This is a genomic window from Pseudomonas sp. 5C2, assembly GCF_034314155.1.
Classification (GTDB): domain Bacteria; phylum Pseudomonadota; class Gammaproteobacteria; order Pseudomonadales; family Pseudomonadaceae; genus Aquipseudomonas.
This window is the reverse complement of sequence record NZ_JAVIWH010000003.1, coordinates 2,111,196-2,135,025: the sequence shown is the minus strand read 5'-3', so window position 1 is coordinate 2,135,025 and position 23,830 is coordinate 2,111,196. Positions and strand designations below refer to the sequence as shown.

26 protein-coding genes and 1 pseudogene are annotated in these 23,830 nt (G+C 58.7%); 19 read left to right on the top strand and 8 right to left on the bottom strand.

Annotated features, from left to right (window positions below; all coding sequences use genetic code 11):
• Nucleotides 1-69: 69 nt before the first annotated feature.
• Both RGU44_RS24365 and RGU44_RS24360 read left to right on the top strand, forming a co-directional pair.
• On the top strand, nucleotides 70-1,233 hold the full coding sequence (locus RGU44_RS24365) for a 1-acyl-sn-glycerol-3-phosphate acyltransferase (protein ID WP_322177939.1): 1,164 nt from the start codon (nucleotides 70-72) through the stop codon (nucleotides 1,231-1,233).
• Nucleotides 1,234-1,401: 168 nt separating this feature from the next.
• The gene (locus RGU44_RS24360; protein WP_322177938.1) at nucleotides 1,402-1,608 is read left to right on the top strand and encodes a hypothetical protein; all 207 of its coding nucleotides are present in this window, start codon (nucleotides 1,402-1,404) and stop codon (nucleotides 1,606-1,608) included.
• A 106-nt stretch (nucleotides 1,609-1,714) separates the two neighbouring features.
• Here the strand turns inward: RGU44_RS24360 and RGU44_RS24355 are convergent, their stop codons facing one another.
• Nucleotides 1,715-2,299, bottom strand: coding sequence for a YajG family lipoprotein (locus tag RGU44_RS24355; RefSeq protein WP_322177937.1), 585 nt, complete (start codon nucleotides 2,297-2,299; stop codon nucleotides 1,715-1,717).
• Nucleotides 2,300-3,081: 782 nt separating this feature from the next.
• On the opposite strand from RGU44_RS24355, the gene RGU44_RS24350 reads away from it, so the two are divergent.
• Together RGU44_RS24350 and mqo are read left to right on the top strand one after the other, a co-directional pair.
• On the top strand, nucleotides 3,082-3,222 hold the full coding sequence (locus RGU44_RS24350) for a hypothetical protein (protein ID WP_322177936.1): 141 nt from the start codon (nucleotides 3,082-3,084) through the stop codon (nucleotides 3,220-3,222).
• A gap of 52 nt (nucleotides 3,223-3,274) precedes the next feature.
• Nucleotides 3,275-4,783, top strand: coding sequence for a malate dehydrogenase (quinone) (mqo, locus tag RGU44_RS24345; RefSeq protein WP_322177935.1), 1,509 nt, complete (start codon nucleotides 3,275-3,277; stop codon nucleotides 4,781-4,783).
• 73 nt (nucleotides 4,784-4,856) lie between these two features.
• Here mqo and RGU44_RS24340 read toward each other — a convergent pair whose 3' ends face one another.
• Nucleotides 4,857-5,144 carry a PA4642 family protein gene (locus tag RGU44_RS24340; protein ID WP_219063507.1) on the bottom strand — a complete coding sequence of 96 codons (288 nt, stop codon included), beginning with the start codon at nucleotides 5,142-5,144 and terminating at the stop codon, nucleotides 4,857-4,859.
• A gap of 66 nt (nucleotides 5,145-5,210) precedes the next feature.
• On the bottom strand, nucleotides 5,211-5,717 hold the full coding sequence (locus RGU44_RS24335) for a hypothetical protein (RefSeq protein ID WP_322177933.1): 507 nt from the start codon (nucleotides 5,715-5,717) through the stop codon (nucleotides 5,211-5,213).
• A 177-nt stretch (nucleotides 5,718-5,894) separates the two neighbouring features.
• Here RGU44_RS24335 and dauA point away from each other — a divergent pair, with 177 nt between their 5' ends.
• Nucleotides 5,895-7,622, top strand: a complete 1,728-nt coding sequence (dauA, locus tag RGU44_RS24330; RefSeq protein ID WP_322177932.1) for a C4-dicarboxylic acid transporter DauA — start codon at nucleotides 5,895-5,897, stop codon at nucleotides 7,620-7,622.
• Between the two features lie 35 nt (nucleotides 7,623-7,657).
• Here the strand turns inward: dauA and RGU44_RS24325 are convergent, their stop codons facing one another.
• Together RGU44_RS24325 and RGU44_RS24320 are read right to left on the bottom strand one after the other, a co-directional pair.
• Nucleotides 7,658-8,131, bottom strand: coding sequence for a WbuC family cupin fold metalloprotein (locus tag RGU44_RS24325; protein WP_322177931.1), 474 nt, complete (start codon nucleotides 8,129-8,131; stop codon nucleotides 7,658-7,660).
• A gap of 2 nt (nucleotides 8,132-8,133) precedes the next feature.
• On the bottom strand, nucleotides 8,134-8,691 hold the full coding sequence (locus RGU44_RS24320; protein ID WP_219063503.1) for a hypoxanthine-guanine phosphoribosyltransferase: 558 nt from the start codon (nucleotides 8,689-8,691) through the stop codon (nucleotides 8,134-8,136).
• Nucleotides 8,692-8,854: 163 nt separating this feature from the next.
• On the opposite strand from RGU44_RS24320, the gene upp reads away from it, so the two are divergent.
• Nucleotides 8,855-9,493 carry a uracil phosphoribosyltransferase gene (gene upp / locus RGU44_RS24315; RefSeq protein WP_219063502.1) on the top strand — a complete coding sequence of 213 codons (639 nt, stop codon included), beginning with the start codon at nucleotides 8,855-8,857 and terminating at the stop codon, nucleotides 9,491-9,493.
• The gene (locus RGU44_RS24310; RefSeq protein WP_322177930.1) at nucleotides 9,493-10,770 is read left to right on the top strand and encodes a uracil-xanthine permease family protein; all 1,278 of its coding nucleotides are present in this window, start codon (nucleotides 9,493-9,495) and stop codon (nucleotides 10,768-10,770) included. Before upp ends, RGU44_RS24310 begins: the two co-directional genes overlap by 1 nt.
• A gap of 110 nt (nucleotides 10,771-10,880) precedes the next feature.
• Here the strand turns inward: RGU44_RS24310 and hemH are convergent, their stop codons facing one another.
• Both hemH and RGU44_RS24300 read right to left on the bottom strand, forming a co-directional pair.
• Nucleotides 10,881-11,906, bottom strand: a complete 1,026-nt coding sequence (gene hemH / locus RGU44_RS24305) for a ferrochelatase (protein ID WP_322278393.1) — start codon at nucleotides 11,904-11,906, stop codon at nucleotides 10,881-10,883.
• Nucleotides 11,907-11,919: 13 nt separating this feature from the next.
• Nucleotides 11,920-12,822 carry a TIGR01777 family oxidoreductase gene (locus RGU44_RS24300; protein WP_322278391.1) on the bottom strand — a complete coding sequence of 301 codons (903 nt, stop codon included), beginning with the start codon at nucleotides 12,820-12,822 and terminating at the stop codon, nucleotides 11,920-11,922.
• 272 nt (nucleotides 12,823-13,094) lie between these two features.
• On the opposite strand from RGU44_RS24300, the pseudogene RGU44_RS24295 reads away from it, so the two are divergent.
• The 12 genes and pseudogenes from RGU44_RS24295 to RGU44_RS24240 all read left to right on the top strand — a co-directional run bounded on the left by RGU44_RS24295 (nucleotide 13,095) and on the right by RGU44_RS24240 (nucleotide 23,233).
• Nucleotides 13,095-14,080: pseudogene (locus tag RGU44_RS24295) on the top strand (NAD(P)/FAD-dependent oxidoreductase).
• A complete protein-coding gene (locus RGU44_RS24290) occupies nucleotides 14,077-14,292 on the top strand; it encodes a TIGR02450 family Trp-rich protein (protein WP_322177927.1) in 216 nt (71 codons plus the stop codon). The pseudogene RGU44_RS24295 and the gene RGU44_RS24290 overlap by 4 nt, the downstream one beginning before the upstream one ends.
• A gap of 173 nt (nucleotides 14,293-14,465) precedes the next feature.
• On the top strand, nucleotides 14,466-15,431 hold the full coding sequence (locus RGU44_RS24285; protein WP_322177926.1) for a DUF523 and DUF1722 domain-containing protein: 966 nt from the start codon (nucleotides 14,466-14,468) through the stop codon (nucleotides 15,429-15,431).
• Nucleotides 15,432-15,434: 3 nt separating this feature from the next.
• Nucleotides 15,435-16,385, top strand: coding sequence for a MerR family transcriptional regulator (locus RGU44_RS24280; protein ID WP_322278389.1), 951 nt, complete (start codon nucleotides 15,435-15,437; stop codon nucleotides 16,383-16,385).
• A gap of 9 nt (nucleotides 16,386-16,394) precedes the next feature.
• Nucleotides 16,395-17,840 carry a deoxyribodipyrimidine photo-lyase gene (phrB, locus tag RGU44_RS24275; RefSeq protein WP_322278388.1) on the top strand — a complete coding sequence of 482 codons (1,446 nt, stop codon included), beginning with the start codon at nucleotides 16,395-16,397 and terminating at the stop codon, nucleotides 17,838-17,840.
• Nucleotides 17,833-18,255, top strand: a complete 423-nt coding sequence (locus RGU44_RS24270; protein WP_322177923.1) for a nuclear transport factor 2 family protein — start codon at nucleotides 17,833-17,835, stop codon at nucleotides 18,253-18,255. Before phrB ends, RGU44_RS24270 begins: the two co-directional genes overlap by 8 nt.
• Nucleotides 18,252-19,040, top strand: coding sequence for an SDR family NAD(P)-dependent oxidoreductase (locus RGU44_RS24265; RefSeq protein ID WP_322278386.1), 789 nt, complete (start codon nucleotides 18,252-18,254; stop codon nucleotides 19,038-19,040). The genes RGU44_RS24270 and RGU44_RS24265 overlap by 4 nt, the downstream gene beginning before the upstream one ends.
• Nucleotides 19,037-20,284 (top strand): NAD(P)/FAD-dependent oxidoreductase, encoded by a 1,248-nt coding sequence (locus RGU44_RS24260; RefSeq protein WP_322177921.1) that lies wholly within the window; start codon nucleotides 19,037-19,039, stop codon nucleotides 20,282-20,284. Before RGU44_RS24265 ends, RGU44_RS24260 begins: the two co-directional genes overlap by 4 nt.
• The gene (locus RGU44_RS24255; protein WP_322177920.1) at nucleotides 20,281-21,081 is read left to right on the top strand and encodes a DUF1365 domain-containing protein; all 801 of its coding nucleotides are present in this window, start codon (nucleotides 20,281-20,283) and stop codon (nucleotides 21,079-21,081) included. Before RGU44_RS24260 ends, RGU44_RS24255 begins: the two co-directional genes overlap by 4 nt.
• A complete protein-coding gene (locus RGU44_RS24250; protein ID WP_322278385.1) occupies nucleotides 21,068-22,330 on the top strand; it encodes a cyclopropane-fatty-acyl-phospholipid synthase family protein in 1,263 nt (420 codons plus the stop codon). The genes RGU44_RS24255 and RGU44_RS24250 overlap by 14 nt, the downstream gene beginning before the upstream one ends.
• On the top strand, nucleotides 22,323-22,832 hold the full coding sequence (locus tag RGU44_RS24245) for a DUF2878 domain-containing protein (RefSeq protein ID WP_322278384.1): 510 nt from the start codon (nucleotides 22,323-22,325) through the stop codon (nucleotides 22,830-22,832). Before RGU44_RS24250 ends, RGU44_RS24245 begins: the two co-directional genes overlap by 8 nt.
• An 86-nt stretch (nucleotides 22,833-22,918) precedes the next feature.
• Nucleotides 22,919-23,233 carry a YkgJ family cysteine cluster protein gene (locus RGU44_RS24240; RefSeq protein WP_322177917.1) on the top strand — a complete coding sequence of 105 codons (315 nt, stop codon included), beginning with the start codon at nucleotides 22,919-22,921 and terminating at the stop codon, nucleotides 23,231-23,233.
• Nucleotides 23,234-23,248: 15 nt separating this feature from the next.
• Here the strand turns inward: RGU44_RS24240 and RGU44_RS24235 are convergent, their stop codons facing one another.
• Entirely contained in the window at nucleotides 23,249-23,767 is a 519-nt protein-coding gene (locus RGU44_RS24235) for an acyloxyacyl hydrolase (RefSeq protein WP_322177916.1), read from the bottom strand.
• Nucleotides 23,768-23,830 lie beyond the last annotated feature (63 nt).

The following is a 23,830-nucleotide window of genomic DNA, read 5'->3' as shown; positions in this document are numbered from 1 at the left end:
GCTTGTGGTCTGATCGCATTTTTCAGACCGGCCTGCCTTTACCCTAGCCGTTTCCAACAAGAGAGCATGATGGGCGAATTCGATGCCATCCGACCTTACAACGACGCCGAAGTCCCAGCCGTCATTGCACGCCTGCTCAGTGATAAGGCACTTCTTAAAACACTCACCCACTTTCGCTTCCCTCGCATGGCGGGCGCATTTGGCTGGATGCTGAAGCCTCTCATTGCGCATCGGCTACGTCGCGAGTTCGCCGAGGTCCATTCGGTGGCCTCGCTGCAGGACAAAGTCGAGGTTTACGTCGATCACACCATCGAGCGGGCTACCGACGGTGTGACCTACACAGGTGTCGAGCAGTTCAAGTCCGGCAGCGCCTATCTGTTCCTGGCCAACCACCGCGACATCGCAATGGACCCGGCCTTCGTCAACTATGCGGTGTATCACGCGGGCCTGCCAACGCCGCGCATCGCCATCGGTGACAACCTGCTGCAGAAGCCCTTTGTCAGCGACCTGATGCGCCTGAACAAGTGCTTCATCGTGCACCGTTCCATCACCGGGCGCAGGGAAAAGATGGCGGCGTACCTGCAACTGTCGGCCTATATCAATCATTCGATCCGCGATGACTGCCAATCGATCTGGATCGCCCAGGCTGAAGGTCGCGCCAAGGATGGCGACGATCGCACCGAATCGGCCATCCTCAAGATGTTCCACATGAGCCGCAAGGACGAGCCGTTCACCGAGGTGATCAAGTCGTTGAACCTGACGCCGGTGTCGATCAGCTACGAATATGACCCATGCGATCACGCCAAGGCCCGCGAGCTGTATATCCGCGCCACTACCGGCAGCTACACCAAAGCGCCGGGCGAGGATGATGTCAGCATCGCGCTGGGCATCACGGGCTATAAAGGCCGGGTGCATGTGAACTTCGCCACACCGATCAGCGGGGTATTCGAAGACACCAAGCAGTTGGCGATTGAAATGGACAAGCAGATCCTCGGCGGTTATCGCCTGTTTCCGGCACATTACCTAGCGTACGCGCAATGGGCGGATGCCGATCCGACGCTGGATGTACCCAGTGCCGCCAAGGTGTTTTCCGCTGACGAACTGGCCCGCGCCAAGGAAGAGTGGCAACGCCGTCTGGAGAGCTGCCCTGTCGAACACCGTCCGTATCTGGTGTTGCAATACGCAATGCCTGTGCGCAATCAGTATCGGGTCAAGGCCGGACGGGCGCTTTAAACTCCCGAATCATAAAAATGGCGCCTCTTCGGGCGCCATTTTTTTTGCCATTTTTCCAGGATACAGGGACGGATGACGATCCATCTGCCCGCTCATTTTGCCCCGGTCACCTAACCGTAACCTTAACCCGCCACTGTGTTGCACCTCGACACCTAAAGAGACCTTGTCATGCTGCATGCACAGAATCAGGATCGGCTATATCTGATTACCCAGAGCGACGAACAGGAAGCGCTGATCGATGCGCTGTCATTCAATGTGCAAGACCGCCACTGGCTGGTTTACTGCGCGCTGGGGGGCCATCAGCACCATGACCTGCCTGATCTGGATCAGCGGACGGGCTTGAGCTTTCTGGATTTCTATCACGAAGCCGCATGACCGGTTACAGAAGATGGGTGTCCGCCAGACAGACCAAAAAAAACCGATTTCTCATTAAAGAAATCGGTTTTTTTGTGCACGGCGTGAATGCGGCGAACAGACCGTATTACTCGCCCAGCACCCTGCCGATGGTTTGATCCTGAAACAGCCGTGTCAGCGCATCGCTGAGCACATCACCGACAAGCTTGGTATTGGTTTCCTGGTTCGGCGCCATGCCGAAACGCTGGTCCAGCGAAGCGGCATACCGACCACTGTAGCTACGGCCGTTGTTTTGCACGTCAGCACGGAACGTCGAGCTGATGGTCGCTTCGGTCACGTACAGACCTTCTTTGGGCGATTGGTACTTCAGATCCACCAAAGTCACCGTCAACTGCGGTGCGTTGCCGCCGTTGGACGTCGGGGTAAAGCCCAGCAAACGTACAGCGGCTTCGGTCTGAGCTTGCAGTTTAGGCAGCAAGTCAGAACCCTGGACGCTGATGGCGCTGGTTTCCGGGTAAAGACCACCACGGGTTCCCAAGGTTGGCGATGGGCGACCATCGACGACGCGAACCACGACCGGCTGACCATGACCCACCGCAGCGAGTTGGCTGGTGAGTTTGGGTTGCGGGCTAAGTTGTTGCGGGCTGTGGGCACAGCCGACCAGGGTCAAACTGCCAACAGCAAGCAAACCGAACAACAGGCGATGCAACATGCTCATCTCTCCAGGGGCCAGACACAATAGATAGCCGCAGTATAGCGGCGCCAACGGCCCGCTCACTAGTCGAAAATAGGACCCGGGATGACAGGGTACAGTTCCTTGTGACATACCTTCGCCACGAAAGTGTTACCGAGATGTCACGTCCTTTGGGCAATCTTTCCCGGCTCACTCGACAGGAGCCTCGCCAGCCTGCGTATCAGCCCGCACGCTGCACACTCCGGTAACCGCCATCTCCTTGCGAACCGACTGACGCGCTAATAAAAGTCAGTTAATAAGATCAATTCCGCACGTTTCATCGCTATAATCTTCCCCCGATTATAAGGACGTCTCCTGATCGGGCCTCGCAGCATCGCTAATACCCTGTATTAGCTCCCCCGCACCGCCCACAGAGAGCCGCCCACACAGGTCGTTTGCAAGCGCAGTGCTTGCTGGTCCGGTGTCGAATAGCTCGAATCGCTTCGAACCTTTCTCGCCGTCCAGCCTCTCACCCTTGCCTGCATCCGATCTGCCGGAACTGCCATTGCGTCAGTTCTTTTTTGAGGTTCACGTCTCCAAAAGAGCGTGAAAAAAACGGGTTTTCACTACTTCACAAGAGTGTGGCGAGCAAATGAATAGTTTTGCGTTTGTAGATGCACCATTAATGTCTGACCCAGCCCCCTTGAACAGGACTGACTGCTGCGCAGCCTCCATGACTGGAGTCTGAAGCCTGTCCGCTACGGATTTGGTTGCACAACCGGACGCCTTGACGATAGTCGAATTGCTAACCGAGCCTGAAAATGAGTTCATACGAATTCAAAGCCCGATTGGCGGTGTCCGCTGAAGATGCAAAAAATTGCGAAGAATCGGACATGGCGATCCTGGCCATGAGTTACCAGGGGCATTTTCGGATACACGCCCCGCAAACACTTGGCAGCTGACCTCAGGATCGTATGCCGTCAATTTGGTTCTGCAGATTTTGGAGACGCGTTAATGGCGCATAACGAAGCAGTCGATGTGGTATTGGTTGGGGCAGGCATCATGAGTGCCACCCTTGCAGTACTGCTTAAAGAGCTCGACCCCAGCCTTACGCTGGAAGTCGTTGAGCTGATGGATTCTGGTGCCGCGGAGAGTTCAAACCCGTGGAACAACGCCGGTACCGGCCACGCAGGGCTATGTGAGCTGAACTACACGCCGCAAGCGGCCGATGGCTCCGTCGACATCAAGAAAGCGGTGCACATCAACACCCAGTTCGAGGTATCGAAGGAATTCTGGTCCTACTTGGCCAAGAAAGGCACATTCGGCTCCTCGAAGTCCTTTATCACCCCGGTTCCGCATCTGAGCTACGTCCAGGGTGAAGCAGGCGTCGCGTTCCTGAAGCACCGCTTTGAAGCCATGCACAAGCATCATGCTTTCACTGCCATGGAATACACCGAAGACAAGGCCAAACTGGCCGAGTGGATGCCTTTGATGATGCCGGGGCGCCCTGCTGACGAGCGGATCGCCGCCACCCGCGTGATGCAAGGCACCGACGTCAACTTCGGCGCCTTGACCAATCAGTTGCTCAAGCACCTGTCCAGCACCCCGGACGCCCAGGTTAAATACTGCAAGCGCGTTACCGGTCTGAGCCGCAAGGGTCAGGGCTGGAGCGTAAGCATCAAGGACGTCAACACCGGCAATACCCGCGAAGTCGATGCCAAATTCGTGTTCCTTGGCGCAGGTGGCGCGGCGCTGCCGTTGCTGCAGATGTCAGGCATCGAAGAAAGCAAAGGTTTCGGTGGTTTCCCGGTCAGTGGTCAATGGCTGCGTTGCGACAACCCGGAAGTGGTCAAGCGCCACCAGGCCAAGGTCTACAGCCAGGCCGCCGTGGGTTCACCGCCGATGTCGGTGCCGCACCTCGACACCCGTGTCGTCGATGGCAAGACCTCTCTGCTGTTCGGGCCATACGCCGGCTTCACCACCAAGTTCCTCAAGCACGGCTCGTTCCTTGACCTGCCACTGTCGGTTCGCGCCGCCAACATCGGTCCGATGCTGGCCGTGGCGCGCGACAACATGGACCTGACCAAATACCTGGTCAGCGAAGTGATGCAGTCGATGGAGCAACGTCTTGCAGCGCTGCGTCGCTTCTACCCTGAAGCCAAGGCTGAAGACTGGCGCCTGGAAGTAGCTGGTCAGCGCGTGCAGATCATCAAGAAAGACCCGAAAAAAGGCGGCGTCCTGCAATTTGGTACCGAACTGGTTTCGGCCAAAGACGGTTCTCTGGCTGCCCTGCTCGGCGCCTCCCCAGGTGCCTCGGTAACTGTGTCGATCATGCTCGATTTGATCGAACGCTGCTTCGCGGACAAGGCTCGCAACGAATGGGCCGCCAAGCTCAACGAAATTTTCCCGGCTCGGGAAAAGGCTCTGGAAACCGACGCGCAGCTGTATCAGCGCATCAACGCCCAGACCAATGAAAGCCTGGAGTTGGTAGAGAAGAGCAGCGAGACCAAAAGCTTCGCTTAAGGTAACGCGCTGTCTCCACCGCCCATAAAAAAACGCCCTTCGGGGCGTTTTTTTATGGCCTGACGTGTCCGTCTCAGCCGCGAGCTTTTTCGATCAACTCGATGTATTCATCGGCATGACGCTGGTCTGCAATAAGCGCGATGAAATCCTTGCCGTGCTCATCTTTGCCATCGAGGTCGTAACCGGCTTCGAGGAAGAACACCAGGAAACGTTCGAAATCATTGATCCGCAGGCCTCGGTACGCCTTGATCAGCTTGTGCAGCGACGGTGAAGTTGCATCGACCGGTTCGAAGTCGAGGAACAATTTGATCTGCGCATCGCCGATCTCATCACCAATCAACTGCTTCTTATCTTTACGCATTGCTGACTCCAACTGACTTGCGGATATTTCACGGGCAGGCAGTTTACCTCTCGCCCACCGTAACGCTCAACGCGCGCGTACGGCCATGGTGTGCAGATCGGCCCATACATGCCCATTGGCGTAGCTCAAAAACTGGCAATACACCTTCTCGTTGCGCAACAGATCGAGCACTGCCCGGTACTCAGCCATTGGGTAATACAGAGTCAAGGTACGGGTATGGTCATCGAAGGCAGGCTTCTTCAGGCTTTTACTTTCACCGTCGAAGTGAATCAGCACCTCGGACACGGTGGCGCCTTTGTTCATTGGCTTGCCCTTCAAACGCAGTAACACTGGAAAGGTCACCGGTATCGGCTGCTGATTGGACTGGCGCTGACTGCCAATTACCACCGAGTATTCAGTGATTTGCAGCAATTGTTGCTGTTCCGGATTACCCTCGCGCACCGCCAGATCATCAGGCGGCAAATAGTACGCGTGCATGGGTGTGGAGATGCCAGGGCTCTGGCTCGGCGCGGCAGCCAGCGGCAGGCTGAGCGAAAGCATCAAGGCTGCTGCACTACGGATTACTAAGGTCATGTTGACTCCCCAAAAAGCTGGAGAGCACTCTAGCATGAGGCTCGGTGATACGGATCAAGGCGCACTGCCCGTACCGAGCCCATACTTGAATGGGGTCTGACTGAAACCATTAGTGGCTGTACGAATAAATATAATGAATCAACCGAGCGGACCGATGCGCTCACTGCTGGAGTTGCCATGTCTTTCTCATTGCCGCCCGTTTTTTCTGCCTGGCGCCAAACCTGGCGTGCCGGATACTCATGGATCGCCTTGCGCGGCGACCTCAGCGCCGGCCTGACGGTAGGGGTTATCGCCATTCCTCTGGCGATGGCCTTGGCCATTGCCGTGGGCGTCGCCCCCCAATATGGGCTGTATACCGTGCTGGTGGCCGCCCCGTTGATCGCCTTGACGGGCGGCTCGCGGTTCAACGTCAGCGGACCGACCGCAGCCTTCGTGGTGATTTTGCTGCCCATCACCCAGCAGTACGGACTCGGCGGCCTGTTGCTGTGCACAATGCTTGCCGGACTGATCCTGATCACGCTTGGCCTGATCCGCGCAGGTCGGCTGATTCAATACATCCCCTACCCAGTCACCCTCGGTTTTACCGCCGGGATCGGAATTGTGATCGCAACCTTGCAGCTCAAAGACTTACTCGGTCTGACCCTCAGCAGCCAGCCGCAGCACTATGTCGAGCAAGTAGGCGTGCTACTCCAGTCGCTGCCCAGCGCTCACTTAGGCGATGCGGTGGTAGGCGCGGTGTGCCTGGCAGTCCTGATCGTCTGGCCACGCTGGGTGCCGAAAGTCCCGGGGCACCTGGTTGCACTGGCGGTAGGCGCGCTGCTGGGATTGCTCATGGAGGCAGCGGGCTGGTCAGTCGCAACCCTTGGTGAACGCTTCAGCTATAGCGTCGATGGCATCAGTCATGCCGGCATTCCGCCGTTCCTGCCGACCTTCACCTGGCCGTGGAACCTGCCCGCCGCCGATGGGCAATCGCTGACCCTGTCCTATGATTTGATCCGCCAACTGATGGCCCCGGCGTTTGCCATCGCGATGCTTGGCGCGATGGAGTCACTGCTATGCGCGGTGGTCGCCGATGGTATGACAGGCAGTAAACACGACCCCAATGCAGAGCTGATCGGCCAAGGCCTGGGCAATCTGGTTGGCCCGTTGTTCGGCGGGATCACCGCCACGGCGGCCATCGCCCGCAGTGCGGCCAGCATCCGCGCCGGTGCGTTTTCACCCATAGCGGCGATCATTCACAGCGCCGTGGTGCTGGTCGCGATTGTCCTGTTGGCGCCGCTGTTCAGCTACCTGCCCATGGCGGCAATGGCCGCGTTGCTGGTGATGGTGGCCTGGAACATGGCCGAAGCCCGTCACGTCATCCATACCCTGCGCATAGCGCCACGTAGCGATGTATGGGTACTGCTGACCTGCTTGAGCCTGACGGTGCTGTTCGACATGGTGCTGGCGGTCGGGGTCGGGCTGCTCATGGCGGCTGGGCTGTTTATCAAGCGCATGAGCGATCTGACCGACACTGCGGAACTGCCGCGCAGCTACCACCAAGCGTTGCACGACATGCCCGACCAGGTGCAGAGCTACGCGATTCGCGGGCCGTTGTTCTTCGGCGCGGCGGAAAAAGCCCTCAGCGTGCTGCGTAAGTTCAGCTCGGGGGTCAAGGTCGTGGTAGTGGAAATGAGCGCGGTGCCCATGCTCGATATGACTGCACTGGCAGCGCTGGACAGCGTGTTGGTTGAATACCGCAGTGCAGGGGTCGGCCTGATCCTGGTCGGGACCACGCCGAGGGTGCGCTTGAAATTACGCCGGGCCGGCGTGCATCGGCTTGAAGGGCAACTGGCTTACGTGCGCGACCTGCAACAAGCGCGAGTAAAAGCGTTGCGCTGGCTGGGTCAGGATGACGTGCGATAGATCATGTGTGTGTGTGTGTATCAGACACGCTGCCGCTACTCGAACTGCGCACGCATCCAGGCGTGATACTCGGCCACCCCCGCCTCGCCTTCGCGCGGAGCCCACTGTGCAAGCTCGGCTTCGCTGACCGGACGATAGGGACCGGCTTTGCATTCAAACATCAGGGTGTCCGGCGCCAGCACGACCAAACCGTGAAAAACGCCCGGAGGCAAATCCACACCCACGCAATCGCCGCCCGCCTGCATCAGCCGTTTGCTCAGCAATTGGCCGTCCTCATCGAACACCAACAGGCCCAGCGCACCCTTGAGCACCAACAAACATTCAGCCTTGTCGGCACTCAGATGGCGATGTGGCGGAATGTAAGTACCTGGCTGCATCCCCACCGCCATGCGGTGACACGGCTCTTCCATCTGATGGAAATTGTGGTGCTGCCGGCCACGCGGACTCGCCGCCGCTTTCTCGGCGAGATCGGCAAACAGCGACTGGTCGAGAAAACGCGGAGCGCTCATCATTACATTCCTTTAACCGCATAGATGCCAGCCGCGTTACGCCAGTAACCTTTGTAATCCATGCCGTAACCGAAGATGTAGCGGTCGATGCACGGCAGACCGACGAAATCGGCTTTCAGGTCAGCGCGCGCCTTGCGGTCGTGATCCTTGTCGATCAACACGGCGGTATGCACAGCGCGCGCACCGGCGTGCTTGCAGAAATCCACGATCGCGCCGAGGGTATGACCTTCGTCGAGGATGTCATCAATGATCAACACATCGCGGTCCATGAACGAGACTTCCGGCTTGGCTTTCCAGAAAAGGTCGCCGCCGGTGGTTTCGTTGCGATAGCGGGTGGCATGCAGGTAAGACGCTTCCAGCGGGAAGTTCAGATGGGTCAACAGCTTGCCAGAAAAAATCAGGCCGCCGTTCATCACGCAGAACACCACGGGATTGCTGTCGGCCAGCTGGGCATTGATCTGCGCACCGACACGAGCGATGGCGACTTCGACTTCAGCTTCTGTGTAAAGGCAGTCAGCCTCGCGCATGATTTGACGGATATGCTCGAGATCAGCAGACATAGCGCTCTCCAAGGGGTGCGGTGGAATAAAAGCGGGCAAAGGTACGCATCCGTTTCGGTCAGAGCAAGCACTTCTGGACTAACGTTCCGGATGTCTTAGGACAGTCACCGTTGAATAGATTAATCTAGGCCGTTTTTTTTGCCCCACGCCGGAGCCTTTCCTTATGCCTATCCGTGAGATCCGCCATCCGCTGATCCGCCACAAACTCGGCCTTATGCGCCGGGCTGACATTAGCACGAAGAACTTCCGCGAGCTTGCTCAGGAAGTCGGTGCGCTACTCACCTACGAGGCGACCAAAGACCTGCCGCTGGAAAACTACGAAATCCAGGGGTGGGCCGGCACTGTGCAGGTCGAGAAAATCGCTGGCAAAAAAATCACGGTGGTACCGATCCTGCGCGCCGGCATCGGCATGCTCGACGGGGTACTCAGCCTGATTCCGGGCGCCAAGGTCAGCGCCGTGGGCCTGGCCCGCAACGAAGAGACTCTGCAAGCGCATACCTATCTGGAAAAGCTGGTCCCGGAAATCAACGAGCGTCTGGCGATGATCATCGACCCGATGCTGGCCACCGGCAGCTCCATGATCGCCGCCATCGACCTGCTGAAAAAAGCGGGCTGCAAGGAAATCCGCGCCATGGTCCTGGTTGCCGCACCAGAGGGCATCGCTGCCGTGGATAAAGCGCACCCTGACGTGATGATCTACACCGCGTCCATCGATCAATGCCTGAACGAACACGGCTACATCATTCCGGGCCTGGGCGATGCCGGCGACAAGATATTCGGTACCAAGCAGAAGGACGCCTGATGAAGCCGGATGAGTTCAACGATCCGCTCTGGCGTACGGTTCTGTCGGGGGCACAAATGCTGTTTGTGGCCTTCGGTGCATTGGTCTTGATGCCACTGATCACCGGGCTCGATCCTAACGTGGCATTGTTCACCGCCGGGCTTGGCACACTGCTGTTCCAGATCGTCACCCGACGTCAGGTGCCCGTATTCCTGGCATCGAGCTTCGCCTTTATCACCCCGATCATTCTCGCCAAGGGTCAGTTCGGCCTGGCGGCGACCATGGGCGGCGTGATGGCGGCGGGCTTCGTTTACACCTTCCTGGGCCTGGCAGTGAAGGTCAAAGGCACCGGTTTTATCGACCGCCTGTTGCCGCCGGTGGTGATCGGTCCGGTGATCATCTCGATTGGTCTGGCCATGGCGCCGATTGCCGCGAACATGGCCATGGGCAAAGGCGGTGACGGCGCGGAACTGATCCCTTATCGCACCGCGATGTTGATCTCGATGCCAGCCCTGCTGACCACCGTGATCGTCGCGGTGTTCGGCAAAGGGATTTTCCGTCTGGTGCCGATTATTTCCGGGGTCCTGGTCGGCTTTGCTCTGGCGTTCTACTTCGGTGTGGTCGATACCGCGAAAATTGCCGCAGCCCCTTGGTTGGCACTTCCCCATTTCACCGCACCGGAGTTCAACTGGCAGGCGATTCTATTCATCGTTCCGGTCGCACTGGCACCGGCCATCGAGCATATCGGCGGGGTGATTGCGGTCGGCAGCGTGACCGGGCGCGACTACCTGAAAACGCCAGGCCTGCATCGCACCCTGCTCGGTGATGGTATTGCGACCACGGCGGCCGGCCTGTTTGGCGGACCACCGAACACCACCTACGCCGAAGTCACGGGCGCGGTGATGCTGACCAAGAACTACAACCCGAAGATCATGACTTGGGCGGCGATATTCGCCATCAGCCTGGCCTTCATCGGCAAGTTCGGTGCGTTGCTACAAAGCATCCCGATTCCGGTGATGGGCGGGATTCTCTGCCTGCTGTTCGGCTCAATCGCGGCGGTGGGGATGAACACCCTGATCCGGCACAAAGTCGACCTGGCCGAAGCGCGCAATCTGGTGATTGTCTCGGTGACGCTGGTGTTTGGTATCGGCGGGGTATTGATTGGTACAGGCTCTGGCCCCGACGACTTCGGCCTCAAGGGCATTGCCCTGTGTGCCGTGGTCGCGATTGCGCTGAACCTATTGCTGCCAGGCAATGACAGCTGGAAGCACAAGAAGAAGCTGGAGGAGATGCTTTAGTTTTCCGCTTCGTCCCCACAAGGGCTGTGCCAGGCACAGCCCTTGTTCTTGCACACGGATTGAGCCTGAAGTTTTCACATCGTCCGCAAAAATCTTGCCCCTCCCCCCCCTCAAAGCATCAACGGCGCCCGCTCACACAGCGTATTCAGCGCCGAGGCCCAGTCAGGATCATCATTGAGGCAAGGGATCAGGACCAAGTCGTCACCACCGGCTTCGCGAAATTGCTCGCGACCACGGTCACCGATTTCTTCCAGCGTCTCGATGCAGTCAGCGACAAACGCCGGGCACATCACCAGAATCTTTTTGACCCCCTGCTGCGCCAAGGCTTCAAGTCGTGCCTCGGTATACGGTTCGATCCACTTGGCCCGGCCCAGCCGTGACTGAAACGACACCGACCATTTGCCTTCGGGCAAGCCCAAACGCTCAGCGAACAGCGCCGCCGTGCGCAGGCATTGAGCGCGATAGCATGTGGCAAGCACTTCAGCAGACGCCGTCTGGCAGCAATCAGAGCCCTTGAAACAATGATTGCCCGTCGGATCAAGCTTGTGCAGATGCCGCTCTGGCAGGCCGTGGAAGCTCAACAAAAGATGGTCATGTTCCTGCTGCAAATGCGGCCGGACATGTTCCGCCAGCGCCTCAATGTATTCGGGTTGGTCGTAAAAGGGTTGCAGCACCGAGAACTGTAGCTTCAGGTGTTTCGCCCGCACGACCCGCTTTGCCTCTTCGATCACCGTGGTCACGGTGCTGTCGGCAAACTGCGGATACAGCGGCGCCAGCGTCACCTTCTGAATACCTTGGGCCGCCAGGCGCGTGAGCGTCGTCTCGATTGACGGCTCGCCATACCGCATCGCCAGCTCGACCGGGCCTTGGGTCCACTCCCTGACCATGGCTTTTTGCAAACGCTGACTCAGCACCACCAGCGGCGAACCTTCATCCCACCAGATCGAGGCATAGGCATGCGCAGACTGCTCGGGACGCTTGACCAGGATCAGTGACACCAGCAAGCGCCGAATGGGCCAAGCCAGGTCAATAACGTAAGGGTCCATCAAAAATTGATTCAGGTAGCTGCGGACATCCGCCACCTTGGTCGACGCCGGCGAACCCAGATTGACCAGCAACAGCGCGTGATCGGTCATGCAACATCCTATTTCAGTGGCGACCCAGCAAATTATCCAGGGCCGCGTGCAGATCAGTGAATTGAAAAGTGAAACCTGCCGCTTGCAATCGCAAGGGTTGCGCGCGCTGACCACCCAGCAACATCTCGGACATTTCGCCCATCAGCACGCGCAACACAGGGGCCGGCAATGGCATGAACGCTGGGCGGTGCAGCACGCCAGCCAGCGTCTTGGCGAATTCGCGATTACGTACCGGGTGCGGCGCGCAGGCATTATAAGGACCTCGTGCGTCAGGCTGGTTCAACAGAAAATCAATCAGCGCAACTTGATCGCGCAAATGAATCCACGACATCCATTGCCGACCATTACCGATGGGCCCGCCCAGACCGAGTTTGAACGGCAGCAACAGGCGCTGCAAAAAGCCACCTGGATTGGCCAACACCAACCCCGTGCGCACAATCACCACACGGATGCCCAGCTCTTCCGCACGTTGCGCGGTCTCTTCCCAGCTTTCGCACAACTGGCTGGCAAAATCCCGGATGACTGGCTGCGCGTCTTCGTCCAGCTCACGCTCGCCACCATCGCCATACCAACCCACCGCCGAGCCAGAAATCAACACCTGCGGTTTTTGTTCGCGCCGCTCCAGCCACGCGAGCAGTTGTTCTGTGAGGCCGATGCGACTGCTCAACAGCAGTAACTTGCGCTTGCGGGTCCAGGGCCTGTCGGCAATCGGCTCGCCTGCCAGATTGATCACCGCATCAACCGGCTCGGCACCCACCTCGTCAAGACGCGCAATGCCGCGGACCGAATCGCCGCAGAGCTTACCGACCTCTTCAGGCCTTCGACTCCAGACGGTGAGCTGATGACCTTGAGCCCGCCAGTGCCTGCAGAGTTGACGTCCTATCAAACCAGTACCGCCGGTCAGCAATATGTGCATGACATCTCCCTCGCGTGGCGTTCGTCGCAAATCGTTAGTCTATTAATGACAGCCCGGCGCTTTTACTCGGCGCCGTTGACCTAACAATAGGCTACCCCTGAAAACGGTGACGCTGCATGACCCGTTCGGGTAGTTGAAAAAACCCATCAGGGCGCCAGACTCAAGCTGTCGAGCCGTACGATCAGCACGAGGCAGCAAGTTATACCAAAAAACAATATTGTACAGGTTTTAACTACGGCGTAGTCTGTACGGACAAGGTAAACGAGGCCCCTATGACTGTACCCATCGCAATCATCGGCACCGGCATCGCCGGACTCTCTGCCGCCCAAGCCCTGCACGCCGCCGGGCATCCGGTTCATCTTTTCGATAAAAGCCACGGCAGTGGCGGCCGAATGTCGAGCAAGCGCAGCGATGCGGGCTCTCTGGATTTGGGCGCGCAGTATTTCACTGCTCGCGACCGCCGCTTCCTCGACGCGGTTCAGCAATGGCAAACCAAAGGCCATGTCGCTGAATGGAAGCCATTGCTCTACAACTACCACGCAGGCAAGCTCAGCCCGTCGCCGGATGAACAAGTGCGCTGGGTCGGCACCCCGCGCATGAGTGCGATTACCCGAGCCATGCGCGGCGATATGCCGGTCACCTTCTCTTGCCGGATCACTGAAGTCTTTCGCGGCGAAGAACACTGGAATCTGCAGGACGCCGACGGCATTACCTACGGCCCCTTCAGCCATGTGGTCATCGCCACGCCCGCACCGCAAGCGACAACCTTGCTGGCGGCCGCGCCGAAACTTGCTGGCGTCGCGGCCGGTGTGCAAATGGAGCCGACCTGGGCCGTGGCACTGGCGTTCGCCCCCCCCTGCAAACCCCGATGGAGGGCTGTTTCGTGCAGGACAGCGCGCTTGACTGGCTGGCCCGCAACCGCAGTAAACCGGGACGTGACAGCGCACTCGACACCTGGGTGTTACATGCCACCAGCGCCTGGAGCAAGCAGCACCTGGACATGCCGAAGGAAGCCGTGATCGAACAATTACACGGAGCCTTCGCTGAGCTGGTCGACTGCGCCATGCCCGCCCCCGCGTTCACGCTGGCACACCGCTGGTTGTACGCACGCCCGGCAACGGCCCACGAATGGGGCGCATTGTCCGACTCGGATCTGGGTTTGTATGTGTGTGGCGACTGGTGCCTGTCGGGCCGCGTCGAAGGTGCATGGCTCAGCGGTCAAGAAGCCGCGCGCCGGCTGATCGAGCATCTGGAATGAACCGTCTCAATCCGCGTAAATTGCTGCTGTCCAAGTGGACAGCAGCCCATCCTCAACACCGTGAAAAGCATTTTCTGGTCACCGAACTGTTCTGCGACGAAGAAGGCAACGTGCTGGATATCGAATTGCAAGCCGTGCTCACCCAGCGCAGTGAGCGCTTTCCCTGGCAAACCCTGCAAAACACTGAAGCCTGGTGCCTCGGCTGGAAGTAGTGCCGCGCCAAACACCTCTCCTTACCCTCGCCTGACCCCGTCACGGAAGCCCTCTTCCTGCCAATTCGTGACAACTCCTGTACAAATAATTTGACTTGTACAAGCACGAACCTATGATGGACTTAAGTTGTACAGAAAACAGTATCTGTACAAGTCCAGCTCAGAGGTTCGTTATGACCAGCACCCCCGCCATCCACAAACCGAAGCTCGGCGTCAGCGCCTGCCTTATGGGCGTCGAAGTGCGTTTTAACGGCGGCCACAAAGAATCGCACCTGTGCACTCGAAGCCTGACTGAGTATTTCGACTTCGTACCGGCCTGCCCGGAGGTGGCCATCGGCATGGGCATTCCCCGCGAAGCCATTCGCCTGATCGGTGACCCCGCTAATCCGCAGGCGGTCGGCAGCGTGCACAGCGAATTGAACGTGACCCAGGCGCTGGCAGATTACGGCACGCACATGGCGACCGAAATGGACGACATCTGCGGCTACATCTTTATGCAAAAGTCCCCCTCATGCGGCCTGGAGCGGGTCAAGGTCTACCAGGACAACGGCGTACCGGCAACAGACGGCGGGCGGGGGATTTATGCCCAGGCTTTTTGCGCTCGGCACCCGAATCTGCCGGTGGAAGAAGACGGTCGCCTGAATGACCCGGTGCTGCGAGAAAACTTCATCACCCGCGTGTTTGCCTACGCCGACTGGCAAGCCTTGCTGCGTAACGGGCTGACCCGTCGCGGGCTGACCGAATTCCACTCACGCTACAAATACCAACTGATGGCCAACCACCCGGCGCAGTACAGAGTGCTTGGGAAGATGCTCGGTTCCATGGCCAAAGCCGATCCGAATGAAGTCGGCCCGCGCTACTTCAGCGAGTTGATGAGCGCGCTGAAAAAATGCGCCACCCGTGGCACCCACACCAATGTCCTGCAGCACCTCAACGGTTATTTCAAAAAAACCATGAGCGCTGGGGACAGCCAGGAAATGCAGCGCCTGATTGCTCAATATCGCCGAGGCGTCGTGCCGTTGGTGGTGCCCTTGACCTTGCTCAAGCATCACTTGCGCCAAAACCCCGACCCGTACGTGGCCCAGCAGATTTACCTGCAACCGCACCCGGAAAATCTCAGCCTGCGAAATGCGATCTAACCCATGAACGATTCTAGCTGCGAGGCACTCGACAATGCCCCGGAATCCGGGCCCGATGCCTACGCATTGGCGCTGAAACAAGGCTGGTTGCCGATCCGTGAAGTCGCCCGACAAACCGGGGTCAACGCCGTCACCCTGCGCGCATGGGAACGGCGCTACGGACTGGTAGTGCCACAGCGCACGCCTAAAGGTCATCGCCTGTATTCGGCCGAACATGTGCAACGCATCCTGAAGATTTTGACATGGCTCAACCGTGGCGTATCGGTCAGCCAGGTCAAACACCTGCTCGACACTCAGCAGCCGGTCGCGAACAACCCTGAAAACGACTGGGACACTTTGCGCCAGGCGTTGATGCACGCGATCAGCCAACTGGACGAGCGCAAGGTCGACGAAACCGTCAACCAGGCCATGGCGCTGTACCCGCCTCGCACCCTTTGCGAGCAGCTTTTGCTGCCGTTGCTGGCAGAGCTGGAACAGTGCTGGCAGGGACAGTTCGGCGCGCAACTGGAGCGAGTATTTTTCTACTCGTGGCTGCGCAGTAAGTTGGGAGCACGGATCTACTACAACAACCGCCAACTCAAGGGCGCCCCTCTGTTACTGGTCAATCAGTCCGACCTGCCACTGGAACCGCACCTGTGGCTGACTGCCTGGCTGATCAGCAGCGCAGATTGCCCGGTACAGGTCTTCGATTGGCCGCTGCCGAACGGCGAATTGGCGCTCGCGGTGGAATACCTGCAGGCCCGCGCCCTGCTGCTGTATTCCAGCAAGGCGCTGAACCTCAGTCAATTGCCCAAGCTGCTGGGCAACATCGCCTGCCCCAAATTACTGGCCGGGCCAACGGTGTGCATCCATTTTGCCGAGCTGTCCGTATCGACCACTGAGATCGACGGATTGACGCTCGCCGAAGATCCACTGTCAGCCCAAACCGCACTGCACCAACTCGGGCTTATCTAAGGAACGACCATGCAACTGATTTGGCTGCGCAGCGACCTGCGCCTGCACGACAACACTGCCTTGACCGCCGCCATGGAGCGCGGCCCGACGGTAGCGGTGTACCTGATCAGCCCAGGGCAGTGGCAGGCCCATGACGATGCCGCCTGCAAGGTCGACTTCTGGTTGCGTAACCTGGTTGAACTGGGACAGGCGCTGAGTGCGTTGAATGTGCCGCTGTTGATCCGTTACGCCGACACGTGGGACCAGGCGCCCAAGGTGCTGCTCGATCTGTGCAAGGAGCACACCATCGCGGGCCTGCATCTCAACGACGAATACGGTATCAATGAGACGAATCGGGATCGCTCCGTCGCCGAAGCCCTGGAGCAGGCCGGAATAAATGTCTATCGCTACCTCGATCAGTTGCTCTTCAAACCCGGCAGCGTCCTGACCAAAGCCGGTAATTTTTTCCAGGTCTTCAGTCAGTTCCGCAGAGTCTGCTATTCGCGTCTGCACGAAGCCATGCCGCGCCTAGTCCACGCGCCTGAAGCGCAACACAGGCTGAATATCCACAGTGATCCCGTGCCGCATCATGTCGAGGGTTTCGCCCCACCGACGGAGGCGTTGCGCGCGCTTTGGCCCGCAGGAGAAGACGAGGCGCGTCGACGTCTCGAAGCCTTCACCGACGAACATATCGGTTACTACCAGAGCGAACGGGACTTTCCGGCAAAACCCGGCACCAGCCAGCTGTCTGCGTATCTGGTGGCTGGGGTGATATCGCCGCGTCAATGCCTGCACGCCGCGCTGATGAGCAACCACGGCGAATTCGAGACCGGCAACGTCGGCTGCGTCACTTGGATCAACGAACTGCTCTGGCGTGAATTCTACAAACATACCTTGGTCGGCTCCCCACGGGTTTCCCGACACCGCGCCTTCCGCCCGGAAACCGAAGCGGTGCCGTGGCGCGACGCGCCTGAAGAATTGGCGGCGTGGCAAGAAGCCCGCACCGGCCTGCCCATTATTGATGCCGCCATGCGCCAACTGCTGGAAACAGGCTGGATGCACAACCGGCTACGGATGGTCGTCGCCATGTTCCTGACCAAAAACCTGCTGATCGATTGGCGCCTGGGTGAGCGGTTTTTCATGCAGCACTTGATTGACGGCGACCTGGCGGCAAACAACGGAGGCTGGCAATGGAGTTCGTCCACAGGGACCGACTCGGCGCCCTATTTCCGGATTTTCAACCCACTCAGCCAGTCGGAGAGATTCGACGGTGAAGGTCATTTCATCAAACGCTGGCTGCCCGTGCTGGGGAATCTGAACAAAAAAGATATCCACAACCCGGCGGCCATGGGCGGTCTGTTCGGCGTGGGCGACTACCCGAAACCCATGGTTGATTTGAGAGCAAGCCGCGAGCGTGCACTGGCTGCCTTTAAAGGCCTGCCGCATCGACAGCCTGCAGGTGGCTGCTATGAGTGACTTTCTGCGCCAGTTCGCCCAACGCTTTGCCGAACTGGATAAGCACAACCTGGATCGGCTCGGCGAGCTGTACAGCGACGACGTGGTGTTTACCGACCCCTTGCATGAAATTCATGGCCTCAAGGATGTGCACCGTTATTTCGGCGAGCTGTACGCCAACGTCAGTCAGTTGCGCTTCGATTTTTATGCGTTCGATCAACTACGCGAAGGCAAAGGCTACCTGCGCTGGACCCTGAGTTTTTGTCACCCTCGATTAAATGCCGGTCAACTGATTCGGGTTGAGGGCTGCTCACACTTGCTATGGCACGACAAGGTTTACCAGCACCGCGACTTCTTCGACGCTGGCGCCCTGCTCTATGAGCACGTGCCTGTCATGGGACGAGCCATCGCCTGGCTAAAAAGGAGATTGGTATGACGCATCCCGACGCACGACGCATCTGGCTGACCGGCGCCAGCAGTGGCATCGGCCTGGCGCTGGCCGAAGAACTGCTCAAGTCCGGCCACCGACTGGCCCTGACTGCGCGCACGCTGGGGCCGCTCGAAGCTCTGGATGAACGTTACCCGCGCCAGGTTCTGCTGGCGCCCGGCGACATCACCGACAGCGAACAGGTCAAGGTCATTGGCGAACGCATTGGCCAGATATGGGGTTCTGTGGACACCGTGATCCTGAATGCCGGCACCTGTGAATATGTCGACTGCAAACAGTTCGACGCGGCGCTGGTCGAGCGCGTAGTGCGGACCAATTTGCTGGCGAGCAGTTACTGCGTCCAGGAAGCGCTGCCACTGCTGCGCCAAGGTAGAAAACCGCACCTCGTCGCCGTCTCCAGTTCAGTGACCTACCTACCGCTGTCCCGCGCGGAAGCCTACGGCGCTTCTAAGGCAGGCCTGCGTTATCTGTTCGAAGCCTTGCGCATTGACCTGGCTCACGAAGGGATCGACGTCACCCTCATCAGCCCGGGTTTTGTCGATACACCACTGACCGCCCAAAACGATTTCCCCATGCCCATGCGCTGGCCCGTGGACAAGGCCGCCCGGCACATTGCCGAACGCCTTCAACGCCCGCGCCGCCCCTTGGAGATAGCCTTCCCCGCCGCATTCATTTTCACCCTGCGCCTATTGGCGCTACTGCCCACACGCCTGCAACTCGCGCTGGGCAAATGCATGGTTCGCTCATCGAACGCGGAGAGGAACACCCCATGAAAGTCGCGATCATTGGCAGTGGCATCGCGGGGCTGACTACCGCGTATTTGCTCAATCGCAACCACGAGATCAGCGTGTTTGAAGCCGCTGACTGGATTGGCGGTCATACCCATACCGTGGACGTGACCGTCAACGGCCAACAGCACGCCATTGATACCGGCTTCATCGTGTTCAACGACTGGACCTACCCGAACTTCATTCGCTTGCTGTCCACGCTGGGCGTGACCTTCAAGGCCACGGAGATGAGCTTTTCGGTGTGCGACCCTATTTCGGGCATTGAGTACAACGGTAATACCCTCAACAGCTTGTTTGCTCAGCGCAGCAACCTCTGTTCGCCGTCGTTCTGGGGGATGTTGCGCGACATCCTGCGCTTCAACCGCGAAGCGCTGAGCGATCTGCACAGCCAACGTATTGCAGCCGACACAACCCTCGGCGCCTACTTGAAAACCGGGGGTTACGGACAACGGTTCACTGAGCATTACATCGTGCCTATGGGGGCCGCGATCTGGTCGATGTCATTGGCCGACATGCTTTCGTTTCCTCTGCAATTTTTTGTGCGGTTCTTCAAGAATCACGGCCTGCTCTCGGTCAATCATCGGCCGCAGTGGTGTGTGGTCGAAGGGGGATCAAGCCGTTACATCGAACCCATGACAGCCTCGTTTCGCGAAAAGATTCGCCTCAACTGCCCTGTGATCCGAGTCGAGCGCGACGACATCGGCGTGCGGGTTCACAGCGCTGCGGGCAGCGAGCGTTTTGACAAGGTGGTATTTGCCTGTCACAGCGATCAAGCCTTGCACCTGTTGGCGCAACCGACACAGGCCGAACAAGACATCCTTGGCGCCCTGCCCTACGCCGATAATGATGTGGTGCTGCACACCGATATCCAGCTGTTGCCCAAGCGTCCCTTGGCCTGGGCCAGTTGGAACTACCGCCTGGGCGGTGCTGGCCAGCACCTCGCGGCAGTGACATACGACATGAACATCCTGCAAGGGATCGACAGCGACACCCGGTTTTGCGTGAGCCTGAACCAGACGGCCGCCATCGACCCGAGCAAGATCCTCGCTCGCTACCGCTACGCGCATCCGCAATACAGCCTGACTGCCGTTGCGGCGCAAGCGCGCTGGGAAGAACTGCATGGTGACAAACATACCTACTATTGCGGCGCTTACTGGGCCAACGGCTTTCATGAGGATGGCGTGGTCAGTGGCCTGCGAGTAGCCCAGGCTTTCGGTGAATCGCTGTGAACAGCGCCCTGTACAGCGGCTGGGTCGCCCATCGGCGGTTTTCGCCCAAGCCTCATGACTTCCGCTACCGGATCGGCCTGCTGTATCTGGACCTGGACGAACAGGACGCAGTGCTTGGCCTGTCACCTCTGGCCGGCAGCAGCCGTTTTGCGCCGTTTTCGTTTCGCCAAAGCGACTACCTGCACACGTACACCGGGCGCGGCGTGCCCCTGATCGATGCGGTGCGTGAGCTGGTCGGCGCCGCTCTGGGCCACACCCCCCAAGGTTCGGTTTGCCTGCTGACCCAAGCCCGTAGTTGGGGCCTGGCCTTCAACCCGGTGAGCTTCTTCTATTGCCATGAGAGCGACGGCCGACTGGCCGCGATCCTCTGCGAAGTCAGTAATACGCCGTGGCGCGAGCGTTATCACTACATCCTGCCGGCCAACGGAGCAGGCCATCAGCATTTCGCGGTGGCCAAGGCCTTCCACGTTTCGCCGTTTCTACCACCCGACCTGGAATACCGCATGAGCTTCAGCCCTCCGGCCGAAAAGCTCGGCATTCACATGGCCGACTGGCAGGGCGAACTCAAGGTGTTCGACGCCACGCTCAACCTGCAACGCCAGGCCCTGAGCCGCGCCAGCCTGCATCGTCATTTGCTCGAGTTTCCGTGGATGACCGCCAAAACCTGCCTGGCTATCTACTGGCAAGCGTTGCGCCTGTTGATCAAACGGATGCCGATTTTCTCTCATCGGGCCGCCGACGGCGCCTACCGCATTGCCGCCGTGCAACCCAAGGAACCTCGCCATGAAAAGCAGTAGCGTATCGGCCAGCTTGAGCACCAACAACCTCACAGCGAATATTCTGCGGCGCGGCGTATTGCGCCAGCTTGCCCGCTTGCAGCGCGGGCAACTGGTGGTCATCGAGGGCGACGAGCGTCAGGTATTCGGCGCGGCCAGTGCCGTACAGCAAGCGCAGGTCCATATTCTCGACCCCACCGTCTGGGGCATGATCGCCAGCAACGGCTCGATCGGCGCGGGCGAAGCGTTTATCCATGGTTACTGGAGCACTCCCGACCTGACAATGGTGATCAGGGTTTTCGTCAGCAACCTGGAAGTGCTCGACGCCATGGAGGGGGGGCTGGCCAAACTGGGAAGACCTTTCATTCAGGCCTTGCATTGGCTCAATCGCAATACGCGCAAGGGCTCGCAGAAAAACATCGAGGCCCACTATGACCTCGGCAACGAACTGTTCGAACAGTTTCTCGATCCGACCATGATGTATTCCGCGGCACAGTTCCTCAGTCCAGATGACACCCTGGAACAGGCACAGCTGAACAAACTGGAGCGTATCTGCCAGAAACTTGACCTCAAACCCACCGATCATTTACTGGAAATCGGCACGGGCTGGGGCAGCATGGCTATTTATGCGGCGCAATATTACGGCTGTAAAGTCACCACCACTACCCTGTCAAAAGAGCAATTCGCTTACACCGAGAAGCGCATCGCCAAGATGGGTTTAAAAGACCAGGTGACACTGTTACTGAAGGACTATCGCGACCTGACCGGCCAATACGACAAACTGGTGTCCATCGAAATGATCGAAGCGGTAGGCCACCGGTTTTTGCCAACCTATTTCAAACAGTGCGCACAGCTGCTGAACAAAAACGGGCTGATGCTGCTGCAAGCGATCACCATCCGCGAGCAGCGTTACGAGCAAGCCAAAAATAGCGTCGATTTTATCCAGCGCTACATTTTCCCCGGCGGCGCTTTACCGTCGGTGCAGCGGATGCTGGAGATCGTCGGCCGTGACACCGACATGAACATCCTGCACATGGAGGATTTCGGCCTGCACTACGCGAGAACCCTGCGCCTGTGGCACGACAATTTTCGTCACGCCCACGGCTACTTGACTGAACTGGGCTATGACGATCACTTCCTGCGGTTGTGGGAGTTTTACTTGTGCTACTGCGAAGGTGGCTTCCTTGAACGGACCATCGGCACCGCGCAATTACTGCTGGCCAAACCCGACGCGCTGCCGCAACCGTTACTCGGGCGTTTCGATGCGTAGACAGCTGGCCAACGCGCTGCTGTTTCAGATCGGTTGGTTCGTCTGCGTACTGGGCGGTAACAGCCCGTGGTTACTGATCGCGGCGGGCGTGCTGTGCGTGCATCTGCTGTGGATAAGTTCATGGCAGGCGGAGGGCAAACTGCTGATCAGCGTGACGCTGGTCGGCACCTTGCTCGACAGTGCCTTGCAGACGCTAGGTGTATTCGATTTTGACAGTGGCGGGCCGTTGATCCCGCTGTGGTTGATCCTGTTATGGGCCGTATTGGCGACCACGCTCAATCACTGCCTGGCCTGGACCGCCAAGCCCTGGTGGCGCGCCAGCCTGCTCGGCGCCATCGGCGGACCGCTGTCGTATTGCGCAGGTTCGCAGATGGCGGGGGTCTATTTGCCATTGGGAGTATGGCCAAGCCTATTGTTGCTGGGGCTGATCTGGGCCGTTTTGTTTCCGTTGCTGCAAGGTCTGGCATATTTTCTGCACCCGACATACCGCCTTCACGAATAAATTCGTGTCACTCCCAGACGTGCCGAAGGCGGTGTTCTGTCAGGGGACTCACACGGGGGCTGCGCACTGGCATACACTGCGCGCCTATGACAACCATCAACATTCCATTGACCCAAATCGACGCAGAACCGGCCGTCACGTGTTCGACCTGTGCAGCCTGTTGCTGCCAGCTGGAAGTGATGCTGATCACTGATACCGGCGTGCCTGAACGTTACATCGATACCGACGATTGGGGTGGCGAGGTCATGTTGCGTCTGGATGACGGCTGGTGCGCGGCGCTGGATCGCAACACCATGATGTGCAGCATCTACGAAAAACGCCCACTGATTTGCCGCGAGTTCGAAACAGGCGAAGCGGATTGCCTGCACGAACGCCGAGGGATCGCCACGGCGTATCTGTGAAACGGCATTACGCTATTAGAAAGGCATCGTGTAGTGCAGGGCGTAACTTTCTACACCCGAGTTGACGTCATTGAGCCCGGCGTTGGAATAGTGCGTCGCACGGACCCCGACCTCATGCCCTCCGGCAAAGCGCAGACCAAACCCAAGCCGGTCTTCGAACAAAAACGACGTGCCCAATTGTTGATTTTCTACCCGAGTGCCGGAAAAAACCGCGACGCCAATACCTGCTTCCACGTACGGCTTGACGTTTTGACCCGAGAACTCATAAACCAATACCGGCGAGAACGACAGGCTGTTGTTACTGGCGCCATGGCGGCCGGCCCAGTAGGTGTAACCCCCACCCCAATAACCCGTCAGGCGACCCACGTCACTCTGTAACCAGCTTTTATCCCAGTCAAACTGTAAGCCCAAGCGATAGGTCATTGTCGATTCGCCAGTCTGACCGACCGATAACTCGACGCCCGCAGCTTCAGCGCTAACACTTTGCCCCATTAGTGCGGCCGCAATCGCAGCCAAACAAAACAGTCGCTTCATCAGAAACATCCTATTTTCGAATGCAGTTGTAGGAACTCTTTACTTATCCAGCGACGTTTTATG

What these genes read in the sequence shown, in the direction of transcription:
- phrB (WP_322278388.1), top strand. Translation starts at nt 16,395, where the DNA reads ATGCAACTGATTTGGCTGCGCAGCGACCTGCGCCTGCACGACAACACT.
- RGU44_RS24260 (WP_322177921.1), top strand. Translation starts at nt 19,037, where the DNA reads ATGAAAGTCGCGATCATTGGCAGTGGCATCGCGGGGCTGACTACCGCG.
- RGU44_RS24320 (WP_219063503.1), bottom strand. Translation starts at nt 8,691, where the DNA reads ATGTCTGCTGATCTCGAGCATATCCGTCAAATCATGCGCGAGGCTGAC.
- hemH (WP_322278393.1), bottom strand. Translation starts at nt 11,906, where the DNA reads ATGACCGATCACGCGCTGTTGCTGGTCAATCTGGGTTCGCCGGCGTCG.
- RGU44_RS24325 (WP_322177931.1), bottom strand. Translation starts at nt 8,131, where the DNA reads ATGAGCGCTCCGCGTTTTCTCGACCAGTCGCTGTTTGCCGATCTCGCC.
- RGU44_RS24290 (WP_322177927.1), top strand. Translation starts at nt 14,077, where the DNA reads ATGAACCGTCTCAATCCGCGTAAATTGCTGCTGTCCAAGTGGACAGCA.
- RGU44_RS24250 (WP_322278385.1), top strand. Translation starts at nt 21,068, where the DNA reads ATGAAAAGCAGTAGCGTATCGGCCAGCTTGAGCACCAACAACCTCACA.
- RGU44_RS24240 (WP_322177917.1), top strand. Translation starts at nt 22,919, where the DNA reads ATGACAACCATCAACATTCCATTGACCCAAATCGACGCAGAACCGGCC.
- upp (WP_219063502.1), top strand. Translation starts at nt 8,855, where the DNA reads ATGCCTATCCGTGAGATCCGCCATCCGCTGATCCGCCACAAACTCGGC.
- RGU44_RS24365 (WP_322177939.1), top strand. Translation starts at nt 70, where the DNA reads ATGGGCGAATTCGATGCCATCCGACCTTACAACGACGCCGAAGTCCCA.
- RGU44_RS24350 (WP_322177936.1), top strand. Translation starts at nt 3,082, where the DNA reads ATGAGTTCATACGAATTCAAAGCCCGATTGGCGGTGTCCGCTGAAGAT.
- mqo (WP_322177935.1), top strand. Translation starts at nt 3,275, where the DNA reads ATGGCGCATAACGAAGCAGTCGATGTGGTATTGGTTGGGGCAGGCATC.
- RGU44_RS24300 (WP_322278391.1), bottom strand. Translation starts at nt 12,822, where the DNA reads ATGCACATATTGCTGACCGGCGGTACTGGTTTGATAGGACGTCAACTC.
- RGU44_RS24265 (WP_322278386.1), top strand. Translation starts at nt 18,252, where the DNA reads ATGACGCATCCCGACGCACGACGCATCTGGCTGACCGGCGCCAGCAGT.
- RGU44_RS24235 (WP_322177916.1), bottom strand. Translation starts at nt 23,767, where the DNA reads ATGAAGCGACTGTTTTGTTTGGCTGCGATTGCGGCCGCACTAATGGGG.
- RGU44_RS24310 (WP_322177930.1), top strand. Translation starts at nt 9,493, where the DNA reads ATGAAGCCGGATGAGTTCAACGATCCGCTCTGGCGTACGGTTCTGTCG.
- RGU44_RS24270 (WP_322177923.1), top strand. Translation starts at nt 17,833, where the DNA reads ATGAGTGACTTTCTGCGCCAGTTCGCCCAACGCTTTGCCGAACTGGAT.
- RGU44_RS24280 (WP_322278389.1), top strand. Translation starts at nt 15,435, where the DNA reads ATGAACGATTCTAGCTGCGAGGCACTCGACAATGCCCCGGAATCCGGG.
- dauA (WP_322177932.1), top strand. Translation starts at nt 5,895, where the DNA reads ATGTCTTTCTCATTGCCGCCCGTTTTTTCTGCCTGGCGCCAAACCTGG.
- RGU44_RS24355 (WP_322177937.1), bottom strand. Translation starts at nt 2,299, where the DNA reads ATGTTGCATCGCCTGTTGTTCGGTTTGCTTGCTGTTGGCAGTTTGACC.
- RGU44_RS24245 (WP_322278384.1), top strand. Translation starts at nt 22,323, where the DNA reads ATGCGTAGACAGCTGGCCAACGCGCTGCTGTTTCAGATCGGTTGGTTC.
- RGU44_RS24340 (WP_219063507.1), bottom strand. Translation starts at nt 5,144, where the DNA reads ATGCGTAAAGATAAGAAGCAGTTGATTGGTGATGAGATCGGCGATGCG.
- RGU44_RS24285 (WP_322177926.1), top strand. Translation starts at nt 14,466, where the DNA reads ATGACCAGCACCCCCGCCATCCACAAACCGAAGCTCGGCGTCAGCGCC.
- RGU44_RS24335 (WP_322177933.1), bottom strand. Translation starts at nt 5,717, where the DNA reads ATGACCTTAGTAATCCGTAGTGCAGCAGCCTTGATGCTTTCGCTCAGC.
- RGU44_RS24360 (WP_322177938.1), top strand. Translation starts at nt 1,402, where the DNA reads ATGCTGCATGCACAGAATCAGGATCGGCTATATCTGATTACCCAGAGC.